At 56.1% G+C, this 19,552-nt stretch carries 18 protein-coding genes; 3 read left to right on the forward strand and 15 right to left on the reverse strand.

All coding sequences use genetic code 11. From position 1 onward, the window contains the following. The 10 genes from hisS to KQI64_RS06585 all read right to left on the reverse strand — a co-directional run. A partial coding sequence (gene hisS / locus KQI64_RS06540) for a histidine--tRNA ligase (RefSeq protein WP_216523909.1) occupies nucleotides 1-1,205 on the reverse strand: 1,205 nt, incomplete at its 3' end. Nucleotides 1,206-1,365: 160 nt separating this feature from the next. Beyond that, the gene (locus tag KQI64_RS06545) at nucleotides 1,366-1,761 is read right to left on the reverse strand and encodes a methylglyoxal synthase (protein WP_216523910.1); all 396 of its coding nucleotides are present in this window, start codon (nucleotides 1,759-1,761) and stop codon (nucleotides 1,366-1,368) included. A gap of 51 nt (nucleotides 1,762-1,812) precedes the next feature. Continuing rightward, the gene (locus KQI64_RS06550; RefSeq protein ID WP_216523911.1) at nucleotides 1,813-2,559 is read right to left on the reverse strand and encodes a septum site-determining protein MinD; all 747 of its coding nucleotides are present in this window, start codon (nucleotides 2,557-2,559) and stop codon (nucleotides 1,813-1,815) included. A 155-nt stretch (nucleotides 2,560-2,714) separates the two neighbouring features. Further along, on the reverse strand, nucleotides 2,715-4,418 hold the full coding sequence (locus KQI64_RS06555) for a penicillin-binding transpeptidase domain-containing protein (RefSeq protein WP_216523912.1): 1,704 nt from the start codon (nucleotides 4,416-4,418) through the stop codon (nucleotides 2,715-2,717). Continuing rightward, nucleotides 4,408-4,857: a hypothetical protein gene (locus tag KQI64_RS06560; protein ID WP_216523913.1), complete on the reverse strand. Its 450-nt coding sequence runs from the start codon at nucleotides 4,855-4,857 to the stop codon at nucleotides 4,408-4,410. Before KQI64_RS06560 ends, KQI64_RS06555 begins: the two co-directional genes overlap by 11 nt. Before the next feature lie 16 nt (nucleotides 4,858-4,873). Continuing rightward, nucleotides 4,874-5,683: a rod shape-determining protein MreC gene (mreC, locus tag KQI64_RS06565; protein WP_216523914.1), complete on the reverse strand. Its 810-nt coding sequence runs from the start codon at nucleotides 5,681-5,683 to the stop codon at nucleotides 4,874-4,876. Next, on the reverse strand, nucleotides 5,680-6,693 hold the full coding sequence (locus KQI64_RS06570; protein WP_216523915.1) for a rod shape-determining protein: 1,014 nt from the start codon (nucleotides 6,691-6,693) through the stop codon (nucleotides 5,680-5,682). The genes mreC and KQI64_RS06570 overlap by 4 nt, the downstream gene beginning before the upstream one ends. Before the next feature lie 118 nt (nucleotides 6,694-6,811). After that, nucleotides 6,812-7,252 carry a dUTP diphosphatase gene (gene dut / locus KQI64_RS06575; RefSeq protein WP_216523916.1) on the reverse strand — a complete coding sequence of 147 codons (441 nt, stop codon included), beginning with the start codon at nucleotides 7,250-7,252 and terminating at the stop codon, nucleotides 6,812-6,814. A gap of 169 nt (nucleotides 7,253-7,421) precedes the next feature. Further along, entirely contained in the window at nucleotides 7,422-9,482 is a 2,061-nt protein-coding gene (locus tag KQI64_RS06580; protein WP_216523917.1) for a peptidase U32 family protein, read from the reverse strand. Continuing rightward, nucleotides 9,469-10,068, reverse strand: a complete 600-nt coding sequence (locus tag KQI64_RS06585; protein WP_216523918.1) for a cell division protein ZapA — start codon at nucleotides 10,066-10,068, stop codon at nucleotides 9,469-9,471. The genes KQI64_RS06580 and KQI64_RS06585 overlap by 14 nt, the downstream gene beginning before the upstream one ends. A 190-nt stretch (nucleotides 10,069-10,258) precedes the next feature. Between KQI64_RS06585 and KQI64_RS06590 the strand changes: the two genes are divergently transcribed. From KQI64_RS06590 to KQI64_RS06600, 3 genes are all read left to right on the forward strand, one after another. Continuing rightward, on the forward strand, nucleotides 10,259-12,127 hold the full coding sequence (locus tag KQI64_RS06590) for a glycoside hydrolase family 13 protein (RefSeq protein ID WP_216523919.1): 1,869 nt from the start codon (nucleotides 10,259-10,261) through the stop codon (nucleotides 12,125-12,127). A gap of 153 nt (nucleotides 12,128-12,280) precedes the next feature. Beyond that, a complete protein-coding gene (gene ilvB / locus KQI64_RS06595) occupies nucleotides 12,281-13,948 on the forward strand; it encodes a biosynthetic-type acetolactate synthase large subunit (RefSeq protein ID WP_216523920.1) in 1,668 nt (555 codons plus the stop codon). Nucleotides 13,949-14,056: 108 nt separating this feature from the next. After that, nucleotides 14,057-14,782, forward strand: a complete 726-nt coding sequence (locus KQI64_RS06600; protein WP_216523921.1) for an NAD-dependent protein deacylase — start codon at nucleotides 14,057-14,059, stop codon at nucleotides 14,780-14,782. A 70-nt stretch (nucleotides 14,783-14,852) separates the two neighbouring features. On the opposite strand, the gene upp is transcribed toward KQI64_RS06600, so the two are convergent. The 5 genes from upp to KQI64_RS06625 all read right to left on the reverse strand — a co-directional run bounded on the left by upp (nucleotide 14,853) and on the right by KQI64_RS06625 (nucleotide 19,513). Further along, complete coding sequence (gene upp, locus KQI64_RS06605; protein WP_201427677.1) at nucleotides 14,853-15,479, reverse strand: uracil phosphoribosyltransferase; 627 nt, start codon at nucleotides 15,477-15,479, stop codon at nucleotides 14,853-14,855. 2 nt (nucleotides 15,480-15,481) lie between these two features. Next, entirely contained in the window at nucleotides 15,482-16,831 is a 1,350-nt protein-coding gene (locus KQI64_RS06610) for a UDP-N-acetylmuramoyl-tripeptide--D-alanyl-D-alanine ligase (RefSeq protein WP_216523922.1), read from the reverse strand. Nucleotides 16,832-16,840: 9 nt separating this feature from the next. Beyond that, on the reverse strand, nucleotides 16,841-17,884 hold the full coding sequence (locus KQI64_RS06615; RefSeq protein ID WP_216523923.1) for a D-alanine--D-alanine ligase family protein: 1,044 nt from the start codon (nucleotides 17,882-17,884) through the stop codon (nucleotides 16,841-16,843). 193 nt (nucleotides 17,885-18,077) lie between these two features. Continuing rightward, nucleotides 18,078-18,629: a Fe-S-containing hydro-lyase gene (locus KQI64_RS06620; RefSeq protein WP_201427680.1), complete on the reverse strand. Its 552-nt coding sequence runs from the start codon at nucleotides 18,627-18,629 to the stop codon at nucleotides 18,078-18,080. 11 nt (nucleotides 18,630-18,640) lie between these two features. Then, complete coding sequence (locus KQI64_RS06625; RefSeq protein ID WP_253289217.1) at nucleotides 18,641-19,513, reverse strand: fumarate hydratase; 873 nt, start codon at nucleotides 19,511-19,513, stop codon at nucleotides 18,641-18,643. Nucleotides 19,514-19,552: the final 39 nt, after the last annotated feature.

Below are 19,552 nucleotides of genomic sequence, written 5' to 3' on the forward strand. Positions count from 1 at the left end.
CTCTCCATATTCTTGACCCTCGCCTTGTTTTCGGTGATCTCGTTGTCGCCGAGAACCATTGAGTAACGCGCGCCTATCTTGTCGGCGTACTTCATCTGGGCGCGGAGTCCTCTGCCGACGACGTCGGTTTCAGCGGTCAGTCCGCACTCGCGCACGCGCTTGAGCAGCTCAAACGCCTTTGCCTTTGCGCTGTCGCCCATTGTGGCGATGTACAGAGCGCAGGAGTCGGTGTCGGGAATTTCGATGCCCTGAGCGTCCATGACCATCAGCAGTCTTTCAAGACCCATCGCAAAGCCCAGCGACGGCGTGTGCTTTCCGCCGAGCTCCTCCATAAGTCCGTCGTATCTGCCGCCGCCGCATACGGTGCCCTGAGCGCCTATGCAGTCGGTGACGAACTCAAAGACCGTTTTTGTGTAGTAGTCGAGTCCGCGCACGATAGTGGGGTTGACGGTGAATTCAACGCCCGCGCAGCCGAGGTATTTTTTGACCTCCTCAAAGTGCGCTTCGCACTCCTCGCAGAGGTAGTCGGTGATTTTTGGCGCGTCCTTGGCGATTTCCTTGTCCTCGGGGCTCTTGCAGTCGAGGAGCCGCATCGGATTCTTTTCAAGGCGGCTCAGGCAGGTGCTGCAGAGCCTGTCGCGGTAGCCGCCGAAGTAGTCGCGCAGCGCCTGGTTGTACTTGGCGCGGCATTCGGGACAGCCGATAGAGTTGATTTCAAGCCTTACATTGTCGAGACCGAGTCTGTCGAGAATCGACTGAGCGGCGCAGATAAGCTCCGCGTCTGCTACAGGAGACTGTGTGCCGTACTCCTCAAGACCGAACTGGTGGAACTCCCTGAGTCTGCCCGCCTGAGGCTTCTCGTAGCGGTAACAGGAAACAAAGTAGCTCGCCTTTATGGGCAGACCGTCGTTTTCGAGGTTGTGTTCGAGCACCGCTCTCGCCGCGCCTGCCGTACCCTCGGGACGGAGAGTTACGCTCTCGCCGCCCTTGGTGTCGAAGGTGTACATTTCCTTCTGGACGACGTCGGTCGTCTGACCTACGCCGCGGGCAAAAAGCTCGGTGTGCTCAAAGACAGGAGTGCGGATCTCCTTGAAGCCGTAAGCCTTCGCTTCCTCGCGCATAATGCCCTCGATGAACTGCCAGCGGTAGCTTTGCTTTGGCAGCACGTCCTCGGTGCCCTTGATTTTCTTTGTGATTAATGCCATGATATACCTCCATATAACCCGCAAGGGCGCACAAACCGTGCGCCGCTGCAAAGTCCCATATACATAAGTATCGGGCGACATTACGCCGCCCGACGCTGAAATAACTTACTCATTGCGCGGAAGAAGCCCTTCCGCATGGCAAACAAGCGCAGCTCTGCGCTTACTTGAGAATATTTCTCCAATCGAGGTCGCCGCGCTCGAGACCGTGGATAAGAACCTCGGCGGTGGCGATGTTTGTGGCTACAGGCACGTTATGCATATCGCAGAGCCTGAGCATATTCATATCGTTGGGCTCGTTGGGCTTGGGGCTGAGCGGGTCGCGGAAGAAGAGGAGCATATCGACCTCGTTGCAGGCGATACGCGCCGCGATCTGCTGGCTGCCGCCCTGAGAACCCGCGAGGAACTTTTGGATAGTCAGTCCGGTCGCCTCGGACACCATTTTACCCGTTGTGCCTGTGGCGCAAAGGCTGTTGCGGCTGAGCGCGCCGCAGTACGCGATGCAGAACTGCACCATCAATTCTTTCTTTTCGTCGTGAGCAATAAGCGCAATATTCATATCCAAAATCCTCCAAACATTACAGATTACTTAAAATCAAAAACTTCTGAATTACAGCATTCCCTTCAGCACAAGGGGACTCGGCACGCCCTCAACGCGCTGCGCGAGTCTTTCAAACGGTGAAAACGACGATCCGCTCTCGATTCCCGCTGCTCCCTTCTGCATGACGACGGAGATGTTGATGTCGAACGGAACAAGCGAGATAAGCCTTGTCTGAGCCGCGTCGATGACCGCGTCAAGGTCGGGGTAAAAGCCGAGCTTTCGAAAGACGCGCTTGTCAAAACGGTTGATAACAAGACGCGCGTCGTTAATGCCCAGAGCCTCGAGCCGCTTTCTTACCTTTACCGCGCCGCGAACGCTCGTCGGTTCGGCGTTTGTTACGATAAGGGCGCGGTCAGCCGGAGCCGCCGCCGTGACAAAGCCTGAGCCGATGCCTGCGGGCGAGTCGATTATCACGTAGTCGAAGCCGCCCTTGAGTGCGTCCACAAGCTGACGGAACACCGACGGGCTGAGTTCGTTCTCCGCGTCGAACGGAGCCGCCATCAAAAAGAGATTATCGTTATTTTTGCTCTTGTAGACCGCCTCGCCGAAGGCGCAGTTACCGCACACGGCGTCGGACGCGTCAAAGAGAATATCCTGCTCGATGTCGAGCATAATGTCAAGTCCGCGCATTCCGCAGTCGCAGTCAATCAGCAGCACTCTTTTGCCCTGCTTGACAAGGGAAACCGAAAGACAGATACACACGGTCGACTTGCCTGTGCCGCCCTTTCCGGACGCCACAACGATTACATTGTTCATAATTACAATACCTCTTGTCTATTCTATCACAAAATTTCCAAAAGAGCAACAAAAGCTGAGGATTTTTTCAAACAAATTTTATAATATTATTTTGGGCATAGTGCTTAATAAGTCGGCGGATAATCAGGGACTTATTAGTTATTAGGCAGGGAGTATCAAAGTTCAAAATACGCGCTCAGCATTTCCTTAGCCGTGCGCATGGCAAATTTAGTGTTTGCGCCGTGCTCGATTATCACCGCGGCGGCGACCTCGGGCTTTTCAAACGGGGCGAAGCATACGAATGCCGCGTGGTCGCTGCCTGAGTTTTCAGCCGTGCCGGTCTTTGCACCGACGCTTACGGGGAAGTCGTAAAACTCGCTGTACGCGGTGCCCTCGGGGTCCTGCGTCACCATGAGCATGGCGTTTTTCACATCGTCGATGTATTCCCGCTTCACGCCGAGGTCACAGATTTCCTCCGGCTCGGTTTTGCTGATTATCTCATTGCGGCTGTAGTCGGTGATTTGCTTTACAAGGTGGGTTTTCAGCCGTGCGCCGCCGTTGGCGAGGGTCGCCGTATATGTCGCGAGCTGCATGGGAGTGAAGGCGTTGTCCGACTGACCTATCGCCGCCTGAACCGTGTTGCCGTCCGTCCAGCTTTCGCTGTCGCGCCCCGCGAGAACGCCGCGGCTCTCCTCGATCTCAAGCCCCGTGTATTCGCCCAAGCCCGTTTTCGCGGCGAAGGCGGACATCTTTTCTATCCCGAGCCGCCGTCCCGTTTCCGCAAAAAATACGTTGCAGGAGTGCGCGAGAGCCGTGAACAGGTTCTCGCTGCCGTGGTAGTGCATGCAGGCAACGACGTTCGAGGGGTAGTAGTCGTAATACCGCGCGCAGTAGATTTCGGTTTTCGGAGTGATAACTCCGCTGTCGAGCGCCGCGAGAGCCACGCAGGGCTTGAAAACCGATCCGCAGGCAAAGCTGCCCGAGCATGCGCGGTTGAACAGGGGAGCCGCCTTGTTTTCAATAAGACCGAGGTAGTATTCTCCGTCGCCTGAGTAGCGGTTAAGGTCGTAGGTCGGGAAGCTCGCTGCCGCGAGAACGGAAAAATCGCTTACGTCAAGCATAACCGCCGCGCCCGACTCGCAGTCTTTAGCGCCCGCGTTCTGAGCCGCCGCAACGTTTTTTTCGAGGGCGTCCGCAGTCGCCTTTTGCAGATTTGAATCGAGGGTCAGCCACACCGTGTTGCCGCGGCGGGCGTTTATACCGTCGTCGAAATTTCCCGAGATGACGCGCCTGCCGCTTTTTCCACGCAGCTCTTCCTCGAGAGCGGATTCTATACCGGACTTGCCGATGCTGTCGGTCAGCTTGTAGTCCTTGTCTGAAAGCGCGTCGTACTCCTCGGCGGAGATCGCGCCGACGGAGCCGAGAATATGCGGAGCGAGTTCAGGCTGAACCGCCGAGCGGACGTGGTAAGTCTGTACCTCGACACCGTCAATGCCCTGAGTCTGCTCGCTGACGGCGCTGACGCACCTGCGGCTCACGTCATCCGCGAGCGTGAAGGAGCCGCCGTTTGGCAGGTCGCTGTTCCATTTGTCGCCGCAGCTTTTGATGATGTCGATCAGCCTGAGAATCGTGCCGTCGTCTGTTTTTGACTTGTCGATCACGATTTTATGACGCGACGTGTTTGTTACAAGACCTTTTCCGCTGCGGTCGAGTATCTCTCCGCGCACAGCCTCGGTCGCTACGCTGACGGTTCCCGCCTTTGCCGCCAGCTCGCGGTATTCTTCCCCGTGAACGAGCTGCCAGTCCGCGAGCCGCGACACGAACACCGCAAAAAGCATCGACAAAAATATTACGCAGAAGGTGTGAGCCTTAGTTTTCATCGTCCGTTCTCCTGAAATTGATCACCGACAGCGGCAGGAATGCAAGATACGTCAGCGCCGCGCGGATAAGGCAGCGCTGCCACATTGCCGTGCCAAAAAACAGCCGCAATATGAAATCAGCCGAAAAAACCGCCGCCGCTGCCCCGAGCGAGAGCAGCCAGACCGACGGAAGATTGCGGCGGAAGGACGTATGAAGCAGCGTCGACTGAAAGTAACACAGCAGGGCAAGCGTTACCGCGAAGAATCCTACGCCGCCTGATTCGAGGTCGGTCAGAGCGCCGCAGACGGCACCGTAAACAGTCGCGGCAGCGACCTCGTCCGACGTGAGCGACATTGCCGCCGCAACGAGAAAAAGCGGCTTTGCGCCGCCTGCCGCGGGTATCAGCCCCGGCGTGTTTTCCAGAATGTACAGCGCGGACAGCTCGAGTGATACAAGCACCGCGCGGAGTATGCTCCTATTCAGACCCGACCACTCCTTTCTCCGTGAACGAAATGACGACCGCCGCCTCTGTGAGCGCTTCAAAATCGGCGGCGGGCTCGAGAACCGCGAATGACGACGCGTCGGACGGGTCGGTTTTCAGCTCTGCGACTCTGCCTATGATTATCCGCGGCGGATATACCCCGCCGTCGCCAGAGGTGAGAATCATGTCGCCTGTCTTTACGCGGCTGCTTTCGGAGAGCTGAGTCATCACAAGACTGCCGTCATGCCCTTCGACGATGCCGCTGTCCGAGGTCTCGCCGTCAATCGCCGCTACCCTTGTCCCGGGCGAGAGGAGGGTCGCGACGCGGCACGAAAAAGAGTCCGTTGATATGACCCTGCCGACGAGTCCGCTTTCGCAGATGACCGCGTCGCCGGTTCTTACGCCGAGGTCAGAGCCTGCGCCGAGACTAAAGCCGCCGAAGTCGTCGGTCGGAGCGCGCCGCGAAACAAAGGCGGGCTTGAGCTCCAAGCCGGGCGCGTTTTTCTTTAACCCGAAATAGCTCCACAGCGTTCTGTTCTCGTCCTTCAGCTCAAGACTGTCGGCGAGGGCTTTTTGCAGAGCGGCGTTTTCGGATTTCAGACGGTTGTTTTCGTCGAGCAGCTCCTCTGTTGACGGAGAATCAAGCTGCGCCGCGGCGTTGGCGCTCAGGTTGAAGATACCGCCGGTTACCGCGCTCCACGCGCTTCGCAGCGGCGAATCGTCGCCAAATGACAGAATGCCCGTCAGCAGCACCGCGAGCAGGGTGAAAAGCAGCGCCCGTCTGTTTTTGCGGCGGCTCGTCATCGGGACAGCCGTTTGAGCCGCGGAGCGCGGCTGCCGCCGAGCTTTTTTCCCGCGCCGTCGGCTACGCAGTCGAGCGGCTTCTGGGCGATGTGTACCGTCAGACCCGTTTGCTGTGCCACGAGCAGATCGATTCCTCTCAGGAGCGCGCCGCCGCCCGTGAGGGTTATGCCGTGGTCGATGATGTCCGCCGAAAGCTCGGGCGGAGTCTGTTCGAGCGTGGATTTTATCGCGTCGATGATTTTTTCGAGCTGCGGGTACAGCGCGTCCCTGACCTCGTCCGACGTGAGCGTCACGTCTTTAGGCAGCCCGTCCGAAAGGCTCCTGCCCTTGACGGTCATCTCCTCGTTCTCGCCGACGGGGAACGCCGTGCCTATCCGGATTTTTACGTCCTCGGCAGTGCGCTCACCGATAAGCAGGCTATAGCTTTGTTTTACATGGCGGATGACCGCCTCGTCCAGACAGTCGCCGCCTACGCGCACGGAGCAGGACGAAACTATCCCGCCGAGAGATATCACCGCTACCTCGCTCGTACCGCCGCCGATGTCCGCGACCATGCTGCCTACAGGCTCGTCCACCGGCAAACCCGCGCCCATCGCCGCCGCCATCGGCTCCTCAATAAGCGTCACAGGCGGTTTTGCTCCCGCCTGATACGCCGCGTCCTCGACTGCTTTGCGCTCGACCTCCGTGACTCCCGTCGGCAGGCATATCACTACCCTCGGCTTTACAAACAGCCCTGTTCTGACCGCCTTGCGCAGAAAGTGCTGCAGCATTTTGGCGGTGATGTCAAAGTCGGCGATGACCCCGTCCCTGAGCGGACGGAGCGCGCTTACGTTCGCGGGCGTTCTGCCTATCATCTCGCGGGCAGGCGTGCCTGCCGCAAGCACATTTCCGTCGCGCGAGTCTATCGCGACTACCGACGGCTCGCGCAGTATGATCCCGCGTCCGCGCATGCAGACGAGAGTATTCGCGGTGCCGAGGTCGATTCCGACGTCCTTTGAAAATGAAAACATTCTTACACTCCCTCAAAATAAGGATACCGGGTTTATTTTACACCGCCGCGCGCGTATTATTTGTCGTTTTTACGGAGCAAAAAGAAAAGGGAGCTTTCGCTCCCCGAAAAAATTTATTTCAGCTGCGTCCCGTCGAGCCGAAGCCGCCGGAGCCGCGTTTTGTGTCGCCGAGCTCGTCGACCTCCGTGATGTCGGGTGTGAACACCGGCGCGATGACCATCTGAGCCACGCGCTCATTCGGTTCGATCACATAGGGCTTATCGGAGACGTTGCAAAGTCCCGCGCAGACCTCGCCGCGGTAGTCGCTGTCGATTACGCCGACGCCGTTCGAAAGGCAGATGCCGTGCTTGACGCCGAGTCCGCTTCTCGCGTAGAGAAACGCCGCGCAGCAGTTGTCAGGCAGCTCGATCGCAATGCCTGTAGGCACTATCGCAAGCTGTCCTGGAGCGAGGGTGATCGGCTCGTCAATACAGGCGTAAAGGTCCATTCCGGCAGAGCCCGAGGTGGCTCTCTGAGGGATTTTCGCGCCCTCTCTGAGCTTTCTGATTTTGAGTTCCATATTAACCATCCTTCATTTTGAGCAGTTTCCTGCATAAATTTGATTTTTGTGAGATTTATTTTTCGAAAAGGAAATTATCATAAGGAAATTAAAAATCCTCATATTTCGAAAGGAGAAAATTTTATTTTTCCGTTAAAAAATTATTTTAACATTTCACAATTTACACATATCATTCCACACCGCGGCGGTACAATCCGCGTGTAAAATTATCTTTCAACATCGAAAAGCGGTTAAAATCGGCGGTTGTTTCCACTTTTTCCACATAGTTTTCCACACTGAACCGCCAAATGTCAAAGTTGGCGGCAAGACTTGAAATTTCCTCCGGAGCAATATAAAGAGGCACGCAATTGAGTATCTCAGTACATCCTCCGCCGCATTTCAGATAAAAGCGTTTGCCTTTTCTGTCCGTCATTTTACTTTGATTCTTGCAGGATTTACAGCTTATACCCGCGCTCCTGTTCGGACAGGCGCGGCAGAGCATGACGGGCAGGTGACCGCGGCTGATTATACCCCTCGGTATAGCTCCGCCGAGGCGGTTTATCCGCGCAAATGTAAGCTCAAAGCTCAGTTCAACGTCATTTATACCGTACTCCTCAGCCCAGAGCAGATCGTAGGTGTTGACGAGGTTCAGCCCGAAGCCGCCGTGAACGGTGAAGCTCTCCTGCTTTGCGAGGTACACCGCGCCGAGGTTGCCGCAGAGCGCGTGTTCGATGCCGATAGCCCGGACTTTTTTCAGTTGGTTTACGATCGACTCCTCGCGCCCGAACATTCCGCGCGGAATTTCAACGCCGATTTTAAAACCCTCGTTTTTCAGCCGCTCAAGCTCTCCTGTGTCGGCGAAAAGCGGCACGAAAACCAAATCAAACTCCCTGAATGCCGCGCCGAGCTTAGTGCCGGTGACCCTCGCGCGCTTTTCGGATTTTTGGGGGCGGTAGGGAGTGAAGTCAAATTTTTTCGGCGGATTGATTTTGTAGCTGTGGTGTACGCTGCGCCTGCGGTCAAGCTCACCGAGCACGTCGCGCCTCAGCTGATTGAGCGCCGACAGCGGCAGGCTGGTGTTTTCGCCTATGTCGAGGTCGAGCCGCGACACGTTATACGCCGTGCCGCCGGTCTTTGTCAGCTGAGCGCGGCACTTGTCTTCGGACAGCGCGACATTCTGCGCGGCTTCGCAGTTGATCTCGGTGTTTTTTGTGACGACGAGCGCGCCGTCGGTCACGGTGAGAGAGGCGGGTTTGCCTGCCCGCGCCGAGAACGAGGCTGTGATATCCACGTCCCTGACCTCGCTGCGATAGCCCTCGCGGATTGACGAGAGGAGCTTTCCGTCAGCCGAAACGACGTCGTCCTTTGTGCGGGTGCCGAACATTTCCTTTCCGATTTTGCCGTTGAAATAACCGTCGGTAAATCCCGTGCGCGAAAAAACACCGCGCAGCATCTCAGCAGTCGCGTCCGTGACGAAGCCGAGATCACGCTGTTCTTTGCACGCGCGTACAGCCGCCGCGACGTACTCGGGGCGCTTCATTCTGCCCTCGATTTTCGCGGAGTACACGCCGATTTCCTCCAATTCGCCGAGCCGGGGAATCAGGCTGTTGTCCTTTAAGCTGAGCGCGTGGCCGTCGCGCTGTCCCTGAACCGAAAACGGCAGGCGGCAGGTCTGTGCGCAGCCGCCGCGGTTGCCGCTGCGCGAGCCGAGCATCGCCGAGAAATAGCACTGACCCGACACGCTCATGCACAGCGCCCCGTGGACGAAAACCTCAAGCTCTATCGGGATTTTCGCGCATTCCTTTATTTCTTCGCGGCTCATCTCGCGCGAGAGCACAACTCGTTTGAAGTCCATTTCGTACAGCGCTCTGACTCCCGAGGGCGTGTGGACGCTCATCTGGGTCGAGGCGTGCAGCGGAAGGTCGGGTGCGATTTCGCGGGCAAGGCGTGCGACGCCCATGTTCTGGACAATAAGCGCGTCCGCGTCGGCTTCGGCGGCGATTTTTACCGCTTCTGCGAGGCTTTCGAACTCGTCGTCAAAAACGATGGTGTTGAGCGTAACGTAAAGCTTCACGCCGTGGATGTGACAGTAGGCGACGGCTTTTTTTAGCTCGTCGGGGTCGAAATTATGCGCCGACGAACGGGCGGAGAACTGCTTTTCTCCCACATAAACCGCGTCCGCGCCCGAACGGACGGCGGCAATGACGCTCTCCATACTGCCCGCGGGCGCTAAAATCTCAATGCTTCCCATGCTTTTTCTTCTTGTTATTCTTCGCGTAATCCGATGCGTTCACCGGCTTCTGCGGCTGCGGCTCGGGCTGAGCTTCCTCGAGGTCAAAGAGCGAGCCCTGCTCCATCGGCACATAGCCCATCAGCCTTTCCGCGCGCTTTTCCTGAACGGTTTTCTCGAACTGCTTTTCTGCGTCGGTTTTCTTAGGCTCGAACTTTTTAAGGCGCTCGTTGTCCTTGCTGAGCACGCGCAGCTGATCCTCAAGGGCGCGTATCCGCTTGCTCAGGCGTGTGTTCTCGTTGATAGCGTCGGTGAGCATGCTCTTGTAGTCCGTGCATTTCTTGTTGAGCTCGTTGGTGTGCTGCATTATCTGATCAGCCTTGACGACCAACTCCTTGTTGCGGCGCTTTTCTTTTTTACTGTCGTCGCAGCAGTCGAGGGCTACAAGGATCGCGCAGTCGCGCACGTCGAGGTTTTTGGCGGAACGGGACGCTTTGAGCAGACCTTCCGAAACCTCCGCCGCTATTCCCTTTACGTATTCCTCGTCGTCCTCGGTGATGACAATGTAGCTTCTGCCGTCGATCTGGACGCTTACTCTTTTTTTCACAGTACCACGCTCCCGTAAGATATAAGAATACATAATAATTATATCATGCCCTCTTTGTATTGACAAGTTACATGGCTGTCATATTGAGCTTTTGAGCGACTGAATGTTAATTTGGTGTTGAATTCTCTGTTGTAATATGTTAAAATAAAATATATATGTGCAATTGTACGGCAAAAAGAGGAGGGACTTTATGCCTACACCGTTTGACTCGCAAAAAACGTTCTACCGCTCGCCGTTCGGAGCCGTGGAGCAGGACACTACCGTGCGTTTCCGCGTGCTTCTGCCGCGCGCCGAACGCTCGAAGTACACCGAGCTTTGCGTCAAATACGACTACGACTACAACTGGGAATACATCAAGCTTATCTGGTGCGGCGCGTTTGATGACGTTACCGAAATCTGGGAGTGCGAATATACTCCCGACCGCGTGGGTCTTTATTGGTACAGCTTCCGCTTGCAGACGCCCAACGGAAACCGCTATTTACAGCCTGCCGACGCGTACAAAATCAGCACTATCGAGGATTCGCCCGGCAGAAGCTGGCAGCTCACCTGCTACAAAAAGGGCTTTGAGACTCCGAAGTGGCCTGTCGGCGGCGTAATGTATCAGATCTTTCCCGACCGTTTTTATTTCAGCGGCGAGGAGAAGAAGCTCAAGCGCAAGGATTTTACCCGCAACAAGGACTGGTACTCGCTTCCGGTATGGCAGCCCAACGAGAACGGTGAGATCACCAACTCCGACTTCTTTATGGGCGACCTCAAGGGCATCACCGAAAAGCTCGACTATCTCGAGAGCCTCGGCGTGAGCTGTATTTATCTCAACCCTATCGTCGAGGCGTACTCCAACCACCGCTACGACACGGGCGACTATTCTCACATTGACCCTATCCTCGGCACCGAGGACGATTTCAGGGAGCTGTGCGCGAAGGCTAAGGAGAGGGGTATCCACGTCATAAACGACGGCGTTTACTCACACACAGGCTCGGACAGCGTCTACTTCAACCGCTCGGGACGCTACGGCGACGGCGGCGCTTACCGCGACCCCGATTCTCCGTACCGCAGCTGGTACAAGTTCTACGAATGGCCCGATAACTATCATAGCTGGTGGGGCTTCTATACCCTGCCCGAGGTTATCGAGACCTCGCCCGAGTTCAATGAATACATCAACGGAGAAAACGGCATCGTCCGCAAATACATGCGCATGGGCAATTCAGGCTGGAGACTTGACGTCGCCGACGAGCTGCCCGACGAGTTCCTCGAGAACCTTCGAAACAGCGTAAAGGCTGAGAATCCCGAGGCGATAGTTATCGGCGAGGTCTGGGAGGACGCGAGCAACAAGGAGAGCTACGGCGCAAGGCGCAAGTTCCTGCTCGGCTACCAGCTCGACTCCGTTATGAACTACGTTTTCCGCGGAGCTATCATCGACTTCTGCCGCGGACAGGACGCGCGCTATACCATGGCGACTATCATGAGCGTCATCGAGAACTACCCCCGGCCTGTGCTGCGTGTACTGATGAACTCCCTGTCTACCCACGACACCGAGAGAATCCTCACCCTTCTCGCGGGAGAGCCGCTCAACGGACGCGACAGAGAGTGGCAGGCGCATACAAAGATGACTCCCGAACAGAGGGAGCGCGGTTTGAAGCTGCTCAAGATCGCCGCCGCTATGCAGTACACACTCCCCGGCTTCCCGTGCGTTTACTACGGCGACGAGGCAGGTATGGAGGGCTACAAGGACCCGTTCAACCGCTGCTGCTATCCGTGGGGCAAGGAGGACAAGGAAATGGTCGAGTACCACGCGCGTCTGGGCAAGCTCAGAGCGAGCTGTTCGGCTCTCTGGGACGGCGATTTCATAAACGCCCACGCTCAGGGCAAGCGTCTCGCCTATGTCCGTCACGACCATGAAACCGCGATTTACTGCGTGTACAACATGTCCGAGGAGGAGATGGTTCTGGAGACTCCGCCGGGATATTCCAACGCGCAGGCGTTCTTCGGCTCAAGGCTCGAGAACCACAAGCTGTACCTCAAGCCTATAAGCTGCGAGTTTTTGATTATTGATTTATGATTCCAAAAGGAGCGCGAGCAGTGCCCGCGTTCCTTTTTTGCCGCAAAACCTTAAAAACACCGTGAATCTGCCCTCTGTCACACTTGACATCAGCGCTTTAATGCGGTAAAATAAAGGGTAATCGTTAAATAGAATTAATAAGGGGTTATATCTATGAAGTTAACAGGCGCGGAAATCATCTGCGAATGTCTGCTCGAGCACGGCGTAGACACCGTGTTCGGCTATCCCGGCGGCGCGGCTCTCAATACATACGACGCGCTCTATAAATACAGCGACAAAATCCGTCATATCCTCACCGCCCACGAGCAGGGCGCTTCACACGCGGCTGACGGCTACGCCCGTTCGACAGGCAAAACCGGAGTTGTGCTCACCACCTCGGGTCCCGGAGCTACGAATATCGTGACGGGTCTTGCGACCGCGAATATCGACTCTATCCCGATGGTCGCTATCACCGCCAACGTCAACACCGACCAGCTCGGCCGCGACAGCTTCCAGGAGGTAGACATAGTAAACATCGTCAAGCCTATCACCAAGGCGAGCTTCCTTGTCGAGCGCGTTGAGGATCTGGCTCCGACTATCCGCAAGGCGTTTGCCCTTGCGAACCACGGCAGAAAGGGTCCCGTTCTCCTCGACGTGCCCAAGAACCTGACCGCTCAGACCGCCGAATACGAGTCCGCGGAGCCTATTCCTCCCGAGCTTATCGAAATAAAGAATCCCGAAAGCATCCGCAGGATCCAGAAGCTTATCGCAAACGCCGAGCGTCCGATGATTTACGCGGGCGGCGGCATTCTCAGCGCGGACGCCTGCGAGGAGTTCATCGCGTTTGCAGAGCTGATCGACGCTCCGGTATGCTGCTCGCTCATGGCTCTCGGCGCTATTCCCGCGTCGCACCGTCTCTGCGTCGGCAACATCGGCATGCACGGCGGCTACGAGACCGGCATGGTCACCGCCGAGTGCGACCTCATGATTTCCTGCGGCGCGCGTTTTTCCGACAGAGTCGCGGGCGACAGAGAGCGCTTCGGCGAGCAGGCTAAGATCGTCCAGCTCGAGATCGACGAGCGCGAGATTAACAAGAACGTACACGTCGACGACTACGTCCTCGGCGACCTCAAGCAGAGCCTTATCGCTCTCACTGCGGGCATGGAGCAGCAGAAGCACTCCGAATGGCTCGAACAGATCGAGGTCTGGAAGCACCACTTCGACAACGTAGAGCTTTACAACGACAAATATCCGCAGCCGCAGGACATTATAAATGTAGTCAACAGGCTCAAGGGCGACGAGGATATCATTGCCACCGACGTAGGTCAGCACCAGATGTGGGTCGCGCAGTTCGCGAAAATCGAGAGTCAGCGCACTCTGCTCACCTCGGGCGGCATGGGCACCATGGGCTTCGGTATGGGCGCTTCGATCGGCGCGCAGATCGCGAATCCCGATAAGCGCGTATTCCTCTTTACGGGCGACGGCAGCTTCCACATGAACCTCAACGAGCTCGTCACCCTCAAGTCGTACAATCTGCCCGTCATCGTGCTCGTGATGAACAACTCCGTGCTCGGCATGGTAAGACAGTGGCAGAAGCTGTTTTACGGCAGCCGTTTCTCGCAGACCGACCCTCACAGGGCTACGGACTTCGTAAAGCTCGCCGAGGCGTTCGGCGTAACAGGAATGAGAGTCAAGCTTGACACCGAAATCGAGCCGGCTATCCGCAAGGCTATGGAGCTTAACGGCCCTGTAGTCATCGACTGCGTCATCAGCCCCGATGACAACGTTCTCCCGATGATTCCGCCCGGAAAGACTATCAACGAGATCGTAACCGAGATGTAAGCAGCCGACAAATAATAAAATAATTTGCCGCCGAGAGTATTCCCGGCGGCTTTTGTTATGCGTATTGACAAGGCGATTTCAACGCGCTAAAATAAAAACAAAGGAGTGATGAAATTGGCAACTATAGAGGAGCTTCAAAAAGTTATCGACAACAGCAAAAGCATAGTTTTCTTCGGCGGAGCGGGAGTGAGTACCGAGAGCGGTATACCCGATTTCCGCAGCGTAGACGGACTTTATAATCAAAAATACGACTACCCTCCCGAGGAGATACTCAGCCACACCTTCTTCATGAAAAAGACGGAGGAATTTTACCGCTTTTACCGCGACAAGATGCTCTGCCTTGACAAGAAGCCCAACAAGGCACACCTCAAGCTTGCCGAGCTTGAGCGCGCAGGCAAGCTCTCAGCCGTCGTCACCCAGAATATTGACGGACTGCATCAGGCGGCGGGCAGCAGGCGCGTTTACGAGCTTCACGGAAGCGTGCTGAGAAATTACTGCCGCAACTGCCGCAAGTTCTACTCCGCGGAGTTTATCAAAAATTCAACCGGCGTGCCGACTTGTGAATGCGGAGGCATCATCAAGCCCGACGTCGTTCTCTACGAGGAGGGTCTGAGCGACAGCGTGGTAACAGGCGCGCTCAACGCTATACAGACCGCCGACACGCTCATCATCGCGGGCACAAGCCTGACTGTGTACCCGGCGGCGGGATTTATCCGCTATTTCAGGGGCGACACGGTCGTCCTTATCAACCGCGACTCAACTCCCTACGATTCTCAGGCGGACTTGGTATTCCGCGGCAAGGTCGGAGAAGTGTTGGGAGAGTTGAGAGTTTAGAGTTGAATTAAACTACCAACTACTAACTACCAACTAAAAAAGGCTCCCGTCGGGAGCCTTTTGCTATTCATCATATAGTGCCGAAGATTCTGTCGCCTGCGTCGCCGAGTCCGGGGCAGATGTACGCGTTCTCGTTGAGCTGACGGTCAAGACAGCCTACGTAGAGCTGAATGTCGGGGTGAGCCTTCATCAGAGCGCTTACGCCCTCGGGAGCCGCGATGATCGACATGAACTTGATCTTTCTGCCGCCGTGCTGCTTTATCATTGTGACGGCGTCAACAGCAGAGCCGCCTGTCGCGAGCATGGGGTCGACGACTACTATCTGTCTTTCATCGATGCTGTCGGGCAGCTTGCAGTAGTATTCATGAGGCTGATGTGTTTCGGGGTCGCGGTACAGACCGATGTGGCCTACCTTCGCAGAGGGAACAAGGGCGAGAATGCCGTTGACCATTCCCAGACCCGCGCGGAGAATCGGAACTACCGCGAGCTTTTTGCCGTCGATAACGGGCTGGATTGTGGTTTCGATCGGGGTCTTGACCTCGACGTCGGTGGTGGGCAGATCGGCGAGAGCCTCGTAGCCCATGAGCATCGCGATCTCCTCGATGATCTTGCGGAACTCGTTGGTGCCTGTGGTTTCCTTGCGGATAAGTGTGATTTTGTGCTTTATAAGCGGGTGGGTCATATAAGATACTGACATAATCAAAACTCCTTCAAAAATTCCGTTATTTTCTCAAACTGCATGGAGTGCGACGCCTTGACCAGCACCGTGTCGCCGCCTCTGAGCAGCTTGGGCAGGTCCTTGCAGAGCTTCTCTATGCTCTCATACCATAATCCGTCAGCGCCTCTTGCAAGCTCCCTCGCGAGCTCGCCGACGCAGAGCACGAGGTCAACGCCTTTTTCCCTCGCGTATTTTCCCGTGTTATAGTGCAGGGCAAGCTCCTCGCTGCCGAGCTCCTTCATGTCGCCGAGGATCGCGACCTTTCTGCCCTTGAGGTTGACAAGAGTGTCGATCGACGCCTGAACCGAGGTCGGGTTCGCGTTGTAGCAGTCGTCGATGATTTTGAACCTGCTAGTGTTTATAACATTCGCGCGGCTGCCGACGGTCTTGTACGCCTCAACTCCGCGGATAATCTCGTCGTCGGTCATTCCGAGCAGATTGCCCACAGCCGCTGCCGCGAGCGCGTTTGAAACCATATAGGTGCCGATCGCGGGAATGACAACGTGCAGCTTTTTGCCGTCAAAGCAGAGGTCGCAGCTCACGCCGCCCTCGCCGTTGTTTACTATGTTCTCGGCGTGGTAGGGGTTCTTCTCGCTGATGCCGAAGAACACGGGCGTTTTGCCGTTGACTTCACTGACGGTCGAGAGCTTGTCGTCGTCGCCGTTTAGTATGTACTCGGCGTTCTCTCTCGCGGACTTGAACATCTCGGTTTTTGCCTTGAGCACGCCGTCGCGGTCGCCGAGGTTCTCGAGGTGGCAGCAGCCGATTATCGTCAGCACACAGAAGGTCGGCTGAACCATATCGGTCAGGCGCGTCATTTCGCCGAAGCCGGAAATACCCATCTCAATGACCGCAGCCTCGGTATCCTCCGGCATAGCGAGCAGCGTCAGCGGTACGCCGAGCTCGTTGTTGAGGTTGCCCTGAGTTTTGTGAGTCCTGAATTTCTGCGAGAGCACGGCGTAGAGCATTTCCTTTGTCGAGGTCTTTCCTACGCTGCCCGAAACGCCGACGATCGGAATGTCGAACTTCTCGCGGTACGCTTTGCCGATTTTCTTGACCGCGTCAAGAGTTGAAGGAACGAGGATATACGGCTTATCGGCGTTTTCGGGAGCCTTCTCGCAGATCGCGCAGATCGCTCCGCTTTCGTAGCATTTATTGATAAAATCGTGGCCGTCGACGCGTCCGCCCTTGATAGCGAGGAAGAGCGAGCCGTCCTTGATATTGCGGCTGTCGCGCTCGACCGAGGTGATGCACTCTGACTTCATCTCGTCGCTGCCGACGTATTTGCCGCCGCACGCCGCGGCGATTTCACTTAGAGTAAAAGGCAACATAACTACACCTTACTTCTCGTATTTTTTCATTGAGATCTCGATGATCTGTTCGCAGAGGTCGGCGTAGGAGATACCCTCGACCTTTGCCTCCTGCGGAAGCAGGCTTGTGGGAGTCATGCCGGGCAGTGTGTTCGCCTCAAGGCAGTACGCTCTGCCGTCCTCGGTTAGAATGAAGTCGACTCTCGCGTAGCTCTCGAGGTGAAGCGCGTTGTAGGTGGCGACTGCCGCTTCTCTGAGCGTCTTGTCCTCGTCGGGGGTGATGTCAGCCGGACAAACGTCGCGCGCGGCTCCCGCCTGATACTTTGTCTTGTAATCGTAGAAGCCCTCGTTGGGAATGATCTCGATCGGAGGAAGCGCCTTGCCGCCGAGCAGACCGACGGAAAACTCCCTGCCCTTGACGTATTCCTCAACGACGATCTCGTCCTCGCCGTAGCTGAACGCCTCGGCGACTGATTCCTTGTACTCGTCAGCGTTCTGAGCAATAGTGATGCCTACGCTCGAGCCGCCGGAGCAGGGCTTTACGACGCAGGGGAAGATATCCCACGCCATAGCGTCCTTGGCGGACTTGTAGATCTCGCCCTGAGGAGTGAGAATGTGCTTCTGGATAAGCACGCTCTTGGTGATGCCCTTGTTCATAGCCAGCGCCGAACCGAGGTACGGAGAGCCGGTGTACTTAAGGCCGAGCAAATCGAGGGTCGCCTGAATCTGACCGTTTTCACCTGCGCCGCCGTGGAGAGCGAGGAAGGTGATGTCTGCGTAGCTGCAGATGTCGATGACGTTCTCGCCGAGGTAGCGGTTCGACTTGTCGCGTCTTTCCTCGATGATCTCGTCAATATCGGAAATCGTATCGCCGACCTTTACGGAATCGGTGAAGCTGTAGTTTTGCTTGAACAGGGCGTAAACGTCGCAGATGTCGCACTCGTAGCCCTTGAAAACGTCGAGCAGCACAACCTCGTGACCCTTTTCCCTGAGCGCCGCCGCGACCAGAATGCCTGATGAAATGGACACGTCGCGTTCGGTGCTTGTGCCGCCTGCCAGAACGACTATTCTCATAATATATCCCTCCGAAGGTTTTTCTGTAAAGTTATTCACATTATATTATAATATTTTTCGGATTATAAATCAAGTGCCATTTTTGAGCGGTTAGTGAGTGGCGGGTAAGCCCGCACCCGATTTATATTCGGAGCGGAGCGACCCATAATTGTCCATTGTCAATTGTCAATTGTCCACACTCCACACTCCAAACTCAACACTCTCTGTACTTGACCGGCTCTGTTTCGTAGACGTTATTTCCCTCGCTGTCAATGGCGACTATGCACGGGAAGTCCTCTACGGTGTAGCGTCTTACCGCCTCGGTGCCTAAGTCCTCATAGCAGAGGAGCTCTTCTTTTTTGATGCTCTTGGCGATCAGCGCGGCGGCTCCGCCTATAGCGGCGAGGTAGACGCACTTGTTTCTGACTATCGCGTCGATAACGTCCCTGTTTCTCGCGCCCTTGCCTATCATGCCCTTGAGCCCGAGGTCGAGCAGAGCGGGAGTGTACTTGTCCATGCGGTAGCTCGAGGTCGGACCTGCGGGGCCTACGGCGTAGCCCGGCTTTGCAGGAGCGGGTCCTACGTAGTAAATCAGCTCGCCTTTTATGTCTACGGGCAGCGGCTCGCCCTTTTCTATCAGTTCAAACAGTCGCTTGTGAGCGGCGTCGCGTCCGGTGATAATGGTGCCCGTAAGCAGAACGCTGTCGCCCGCGTGTAAATCCGCGATTGCTTCATCGGTGATCGGAAGCGTTATTTTTTTTGTCATATTGTTGCTCCTTAAATCTCAACGCTCGCGTGTCTTGCGGCGTGGCAGCAGATGTTCACAGCTACGGGCATACCCGCGATATGCGTCGGTGAGGTCTCTATATTCACGCCGAGCGCGGTCGTGTTGCCGCCGAGTCCCGCGGGACCGAAGCCCATCTTGTTTATCTCGCCGAGAAGCTCGTCCTCGAGGGCTGAGTATCTCGGGTCGGGGTTTGAGGTATCTATCGCGCGGAAGGTCGCCTTTTTCGCAAGCTGCGCCGCTCTCTCAAAGGTGCCGCCGATTCCTACTCCCACGACGACGGGCGGACACGGGTTGGGCCCCGCTTTGAACACAGTGTCGAGAATGAACTTCTTCACGCCCTCAACGCCGTAGGACGGTGTGAGCATTTTTATCGCAGACATATTTTCGCTGCCGAAGCCCTTGCCGCCGGCGGTGATTTTTATCTTGTCGCCCTTGACGATCTTGGTGTGAATGATCGCGGGCGTGTTGTCCTTTGTGTTTACGCGGTCAAAAACCGGGTCGCTGACAACGCTCTTGCGCAGGCAGCCGTCACGGTACGCCTGACGTACGCCCTCGGTTACAGCCTCGTCAAAATCTCCGTCGACGCAGACCTTGTCGCCGTATTCAACAAAGAGCACAGCCATGCCCGTGTCCTGACAGAGAGGTATTTCCTCCTCGGCGGCAATCCGGTCGTTCTCGATGATCTGCGAGAGCACGTCCCTGCCTACGGGTGATTTCTCGCTGTCCCGCGCCTTCTCGAGCGCGCAGAGAATATCCTTCCCGATAAAATAATTGCAGTCCATAAAAAGCTTTTTCACAGCCGAGGTTATCTCCTCAGCGGAAACCGCGCGGAATTCCATTGTACCAGTCCTTTCAGAATACATAACCTTTTATATTATAAATTATTTTTCAAAGTATTTCAA

The sequence above is a fragment of the Lachnoclostridium sp. MSJ-17 genome, assembly GCF_018918205.1.
Classification (GTDB): Bacteria; Bacillota; Clostridia; order Oscillospirales; family Acutalibacteraceae; genus Ruminococcoides.

Coding starts and splice junctions, on each gene's coding strand:
- ilvB (WP_216523920.1), top strand. CDS start 12,281: ATGAAGTTAACAGGCGCGGAAATCATCTGCGAATGTCTGCTCGAGCAC.
- KQI64_RS06615 (WP_216523923.1), bottom strand. CDS start 17,884: ATGAGAATAGTCGTTCTGGCAGGCGGCACAAGCACCGAACGCGACGTG.
- KQI64_RS06550 (WP_216523911.1), bottom strand. CDS start 2,559: ATGAACAATGTAATCGTTGTGGCGTCCGGAAAGGGCGGCACAGGCAAG.
- KQI64_RS06555 (WP_216523912.1), bottom strand. CDS start 4,418: ATGAAAACTAAGGCTCACACCTTCTGCGTAATATTTTTGTCGATGCTT.
- KQI64_RS06610 (WP_216523922.1), bottom strand. CDS start 16,831: ATGTTGCCTTTTACTCTAAGTGAAATCGCCGCGGCGTGCGGCGGCAAA.
- KQI64_RS06545 (WP_216523910.1), bottom strand. CDS start 1,761: ATGAATATTGCGCTTATTGCTCACGACGAAAAGAAAGAATTGATGGTG.
- upp (WP_201427677.1), bottom strand. CDS start 15,479: ATGTCAGTATCTTATATGACCCACCCGCTTATAAAGCACAAAATCACA.
- KQI64_RS06600 (WP_216523921.1), top strand. CDS start 14,057: ATGAAATTGGCAACTATAGAGGAGCTTCAAAAAGTTATCGACAACAGC.
- KQI64_RS06570 (WP_216523915.1), bottom strand. CDS start 6,693: ATGTTTTCATTTTCAAAGGACGTCGGAATCGACCTCGGCACCGCGAAT.
- KQI64_RS06590 (WP_216523919.1), top strand. CDS start 10,259: ATGCCTACACCGTTTGACTCGCAAAAAACGTTCTACCGCTCGCCGTTC.
- KQI64_RS06580 (WP_216523917.1), bottom strand. CDS start 9,482: ATGGGAAGCATTGAGATTTTAGCGCCCGCGGGCAGTATGGAGAGCGTC.
- mreC (WP_216523914.1), bottom strand. CDS start 5,683: ATGACGAGCCGCCGCAAAAACAGACGGGCGCTGCTTTTCACCCTGCTC.
- KQI64_RS06625 (WP_253289217.1), bottom strand. CDS start 19,513: ATGTATTCTGAAAGGACTGGTACAATGGAATTCCGCGCGGTTTCCGCT.
- dut (WP_216523916.1), bottom strand. CDS start 7,252: ATGGAACTCAAAATCAGAAAGCTCAGAGAGGGCGCGAAAATCCCTCAG.
- KQI64_RS06620 (WP_201427680.1), bottom strand. CDS start 18,629: ATGACAAAAAAAATAACGCTTCCGATCACCGATGAAGCAATCGCGGAT.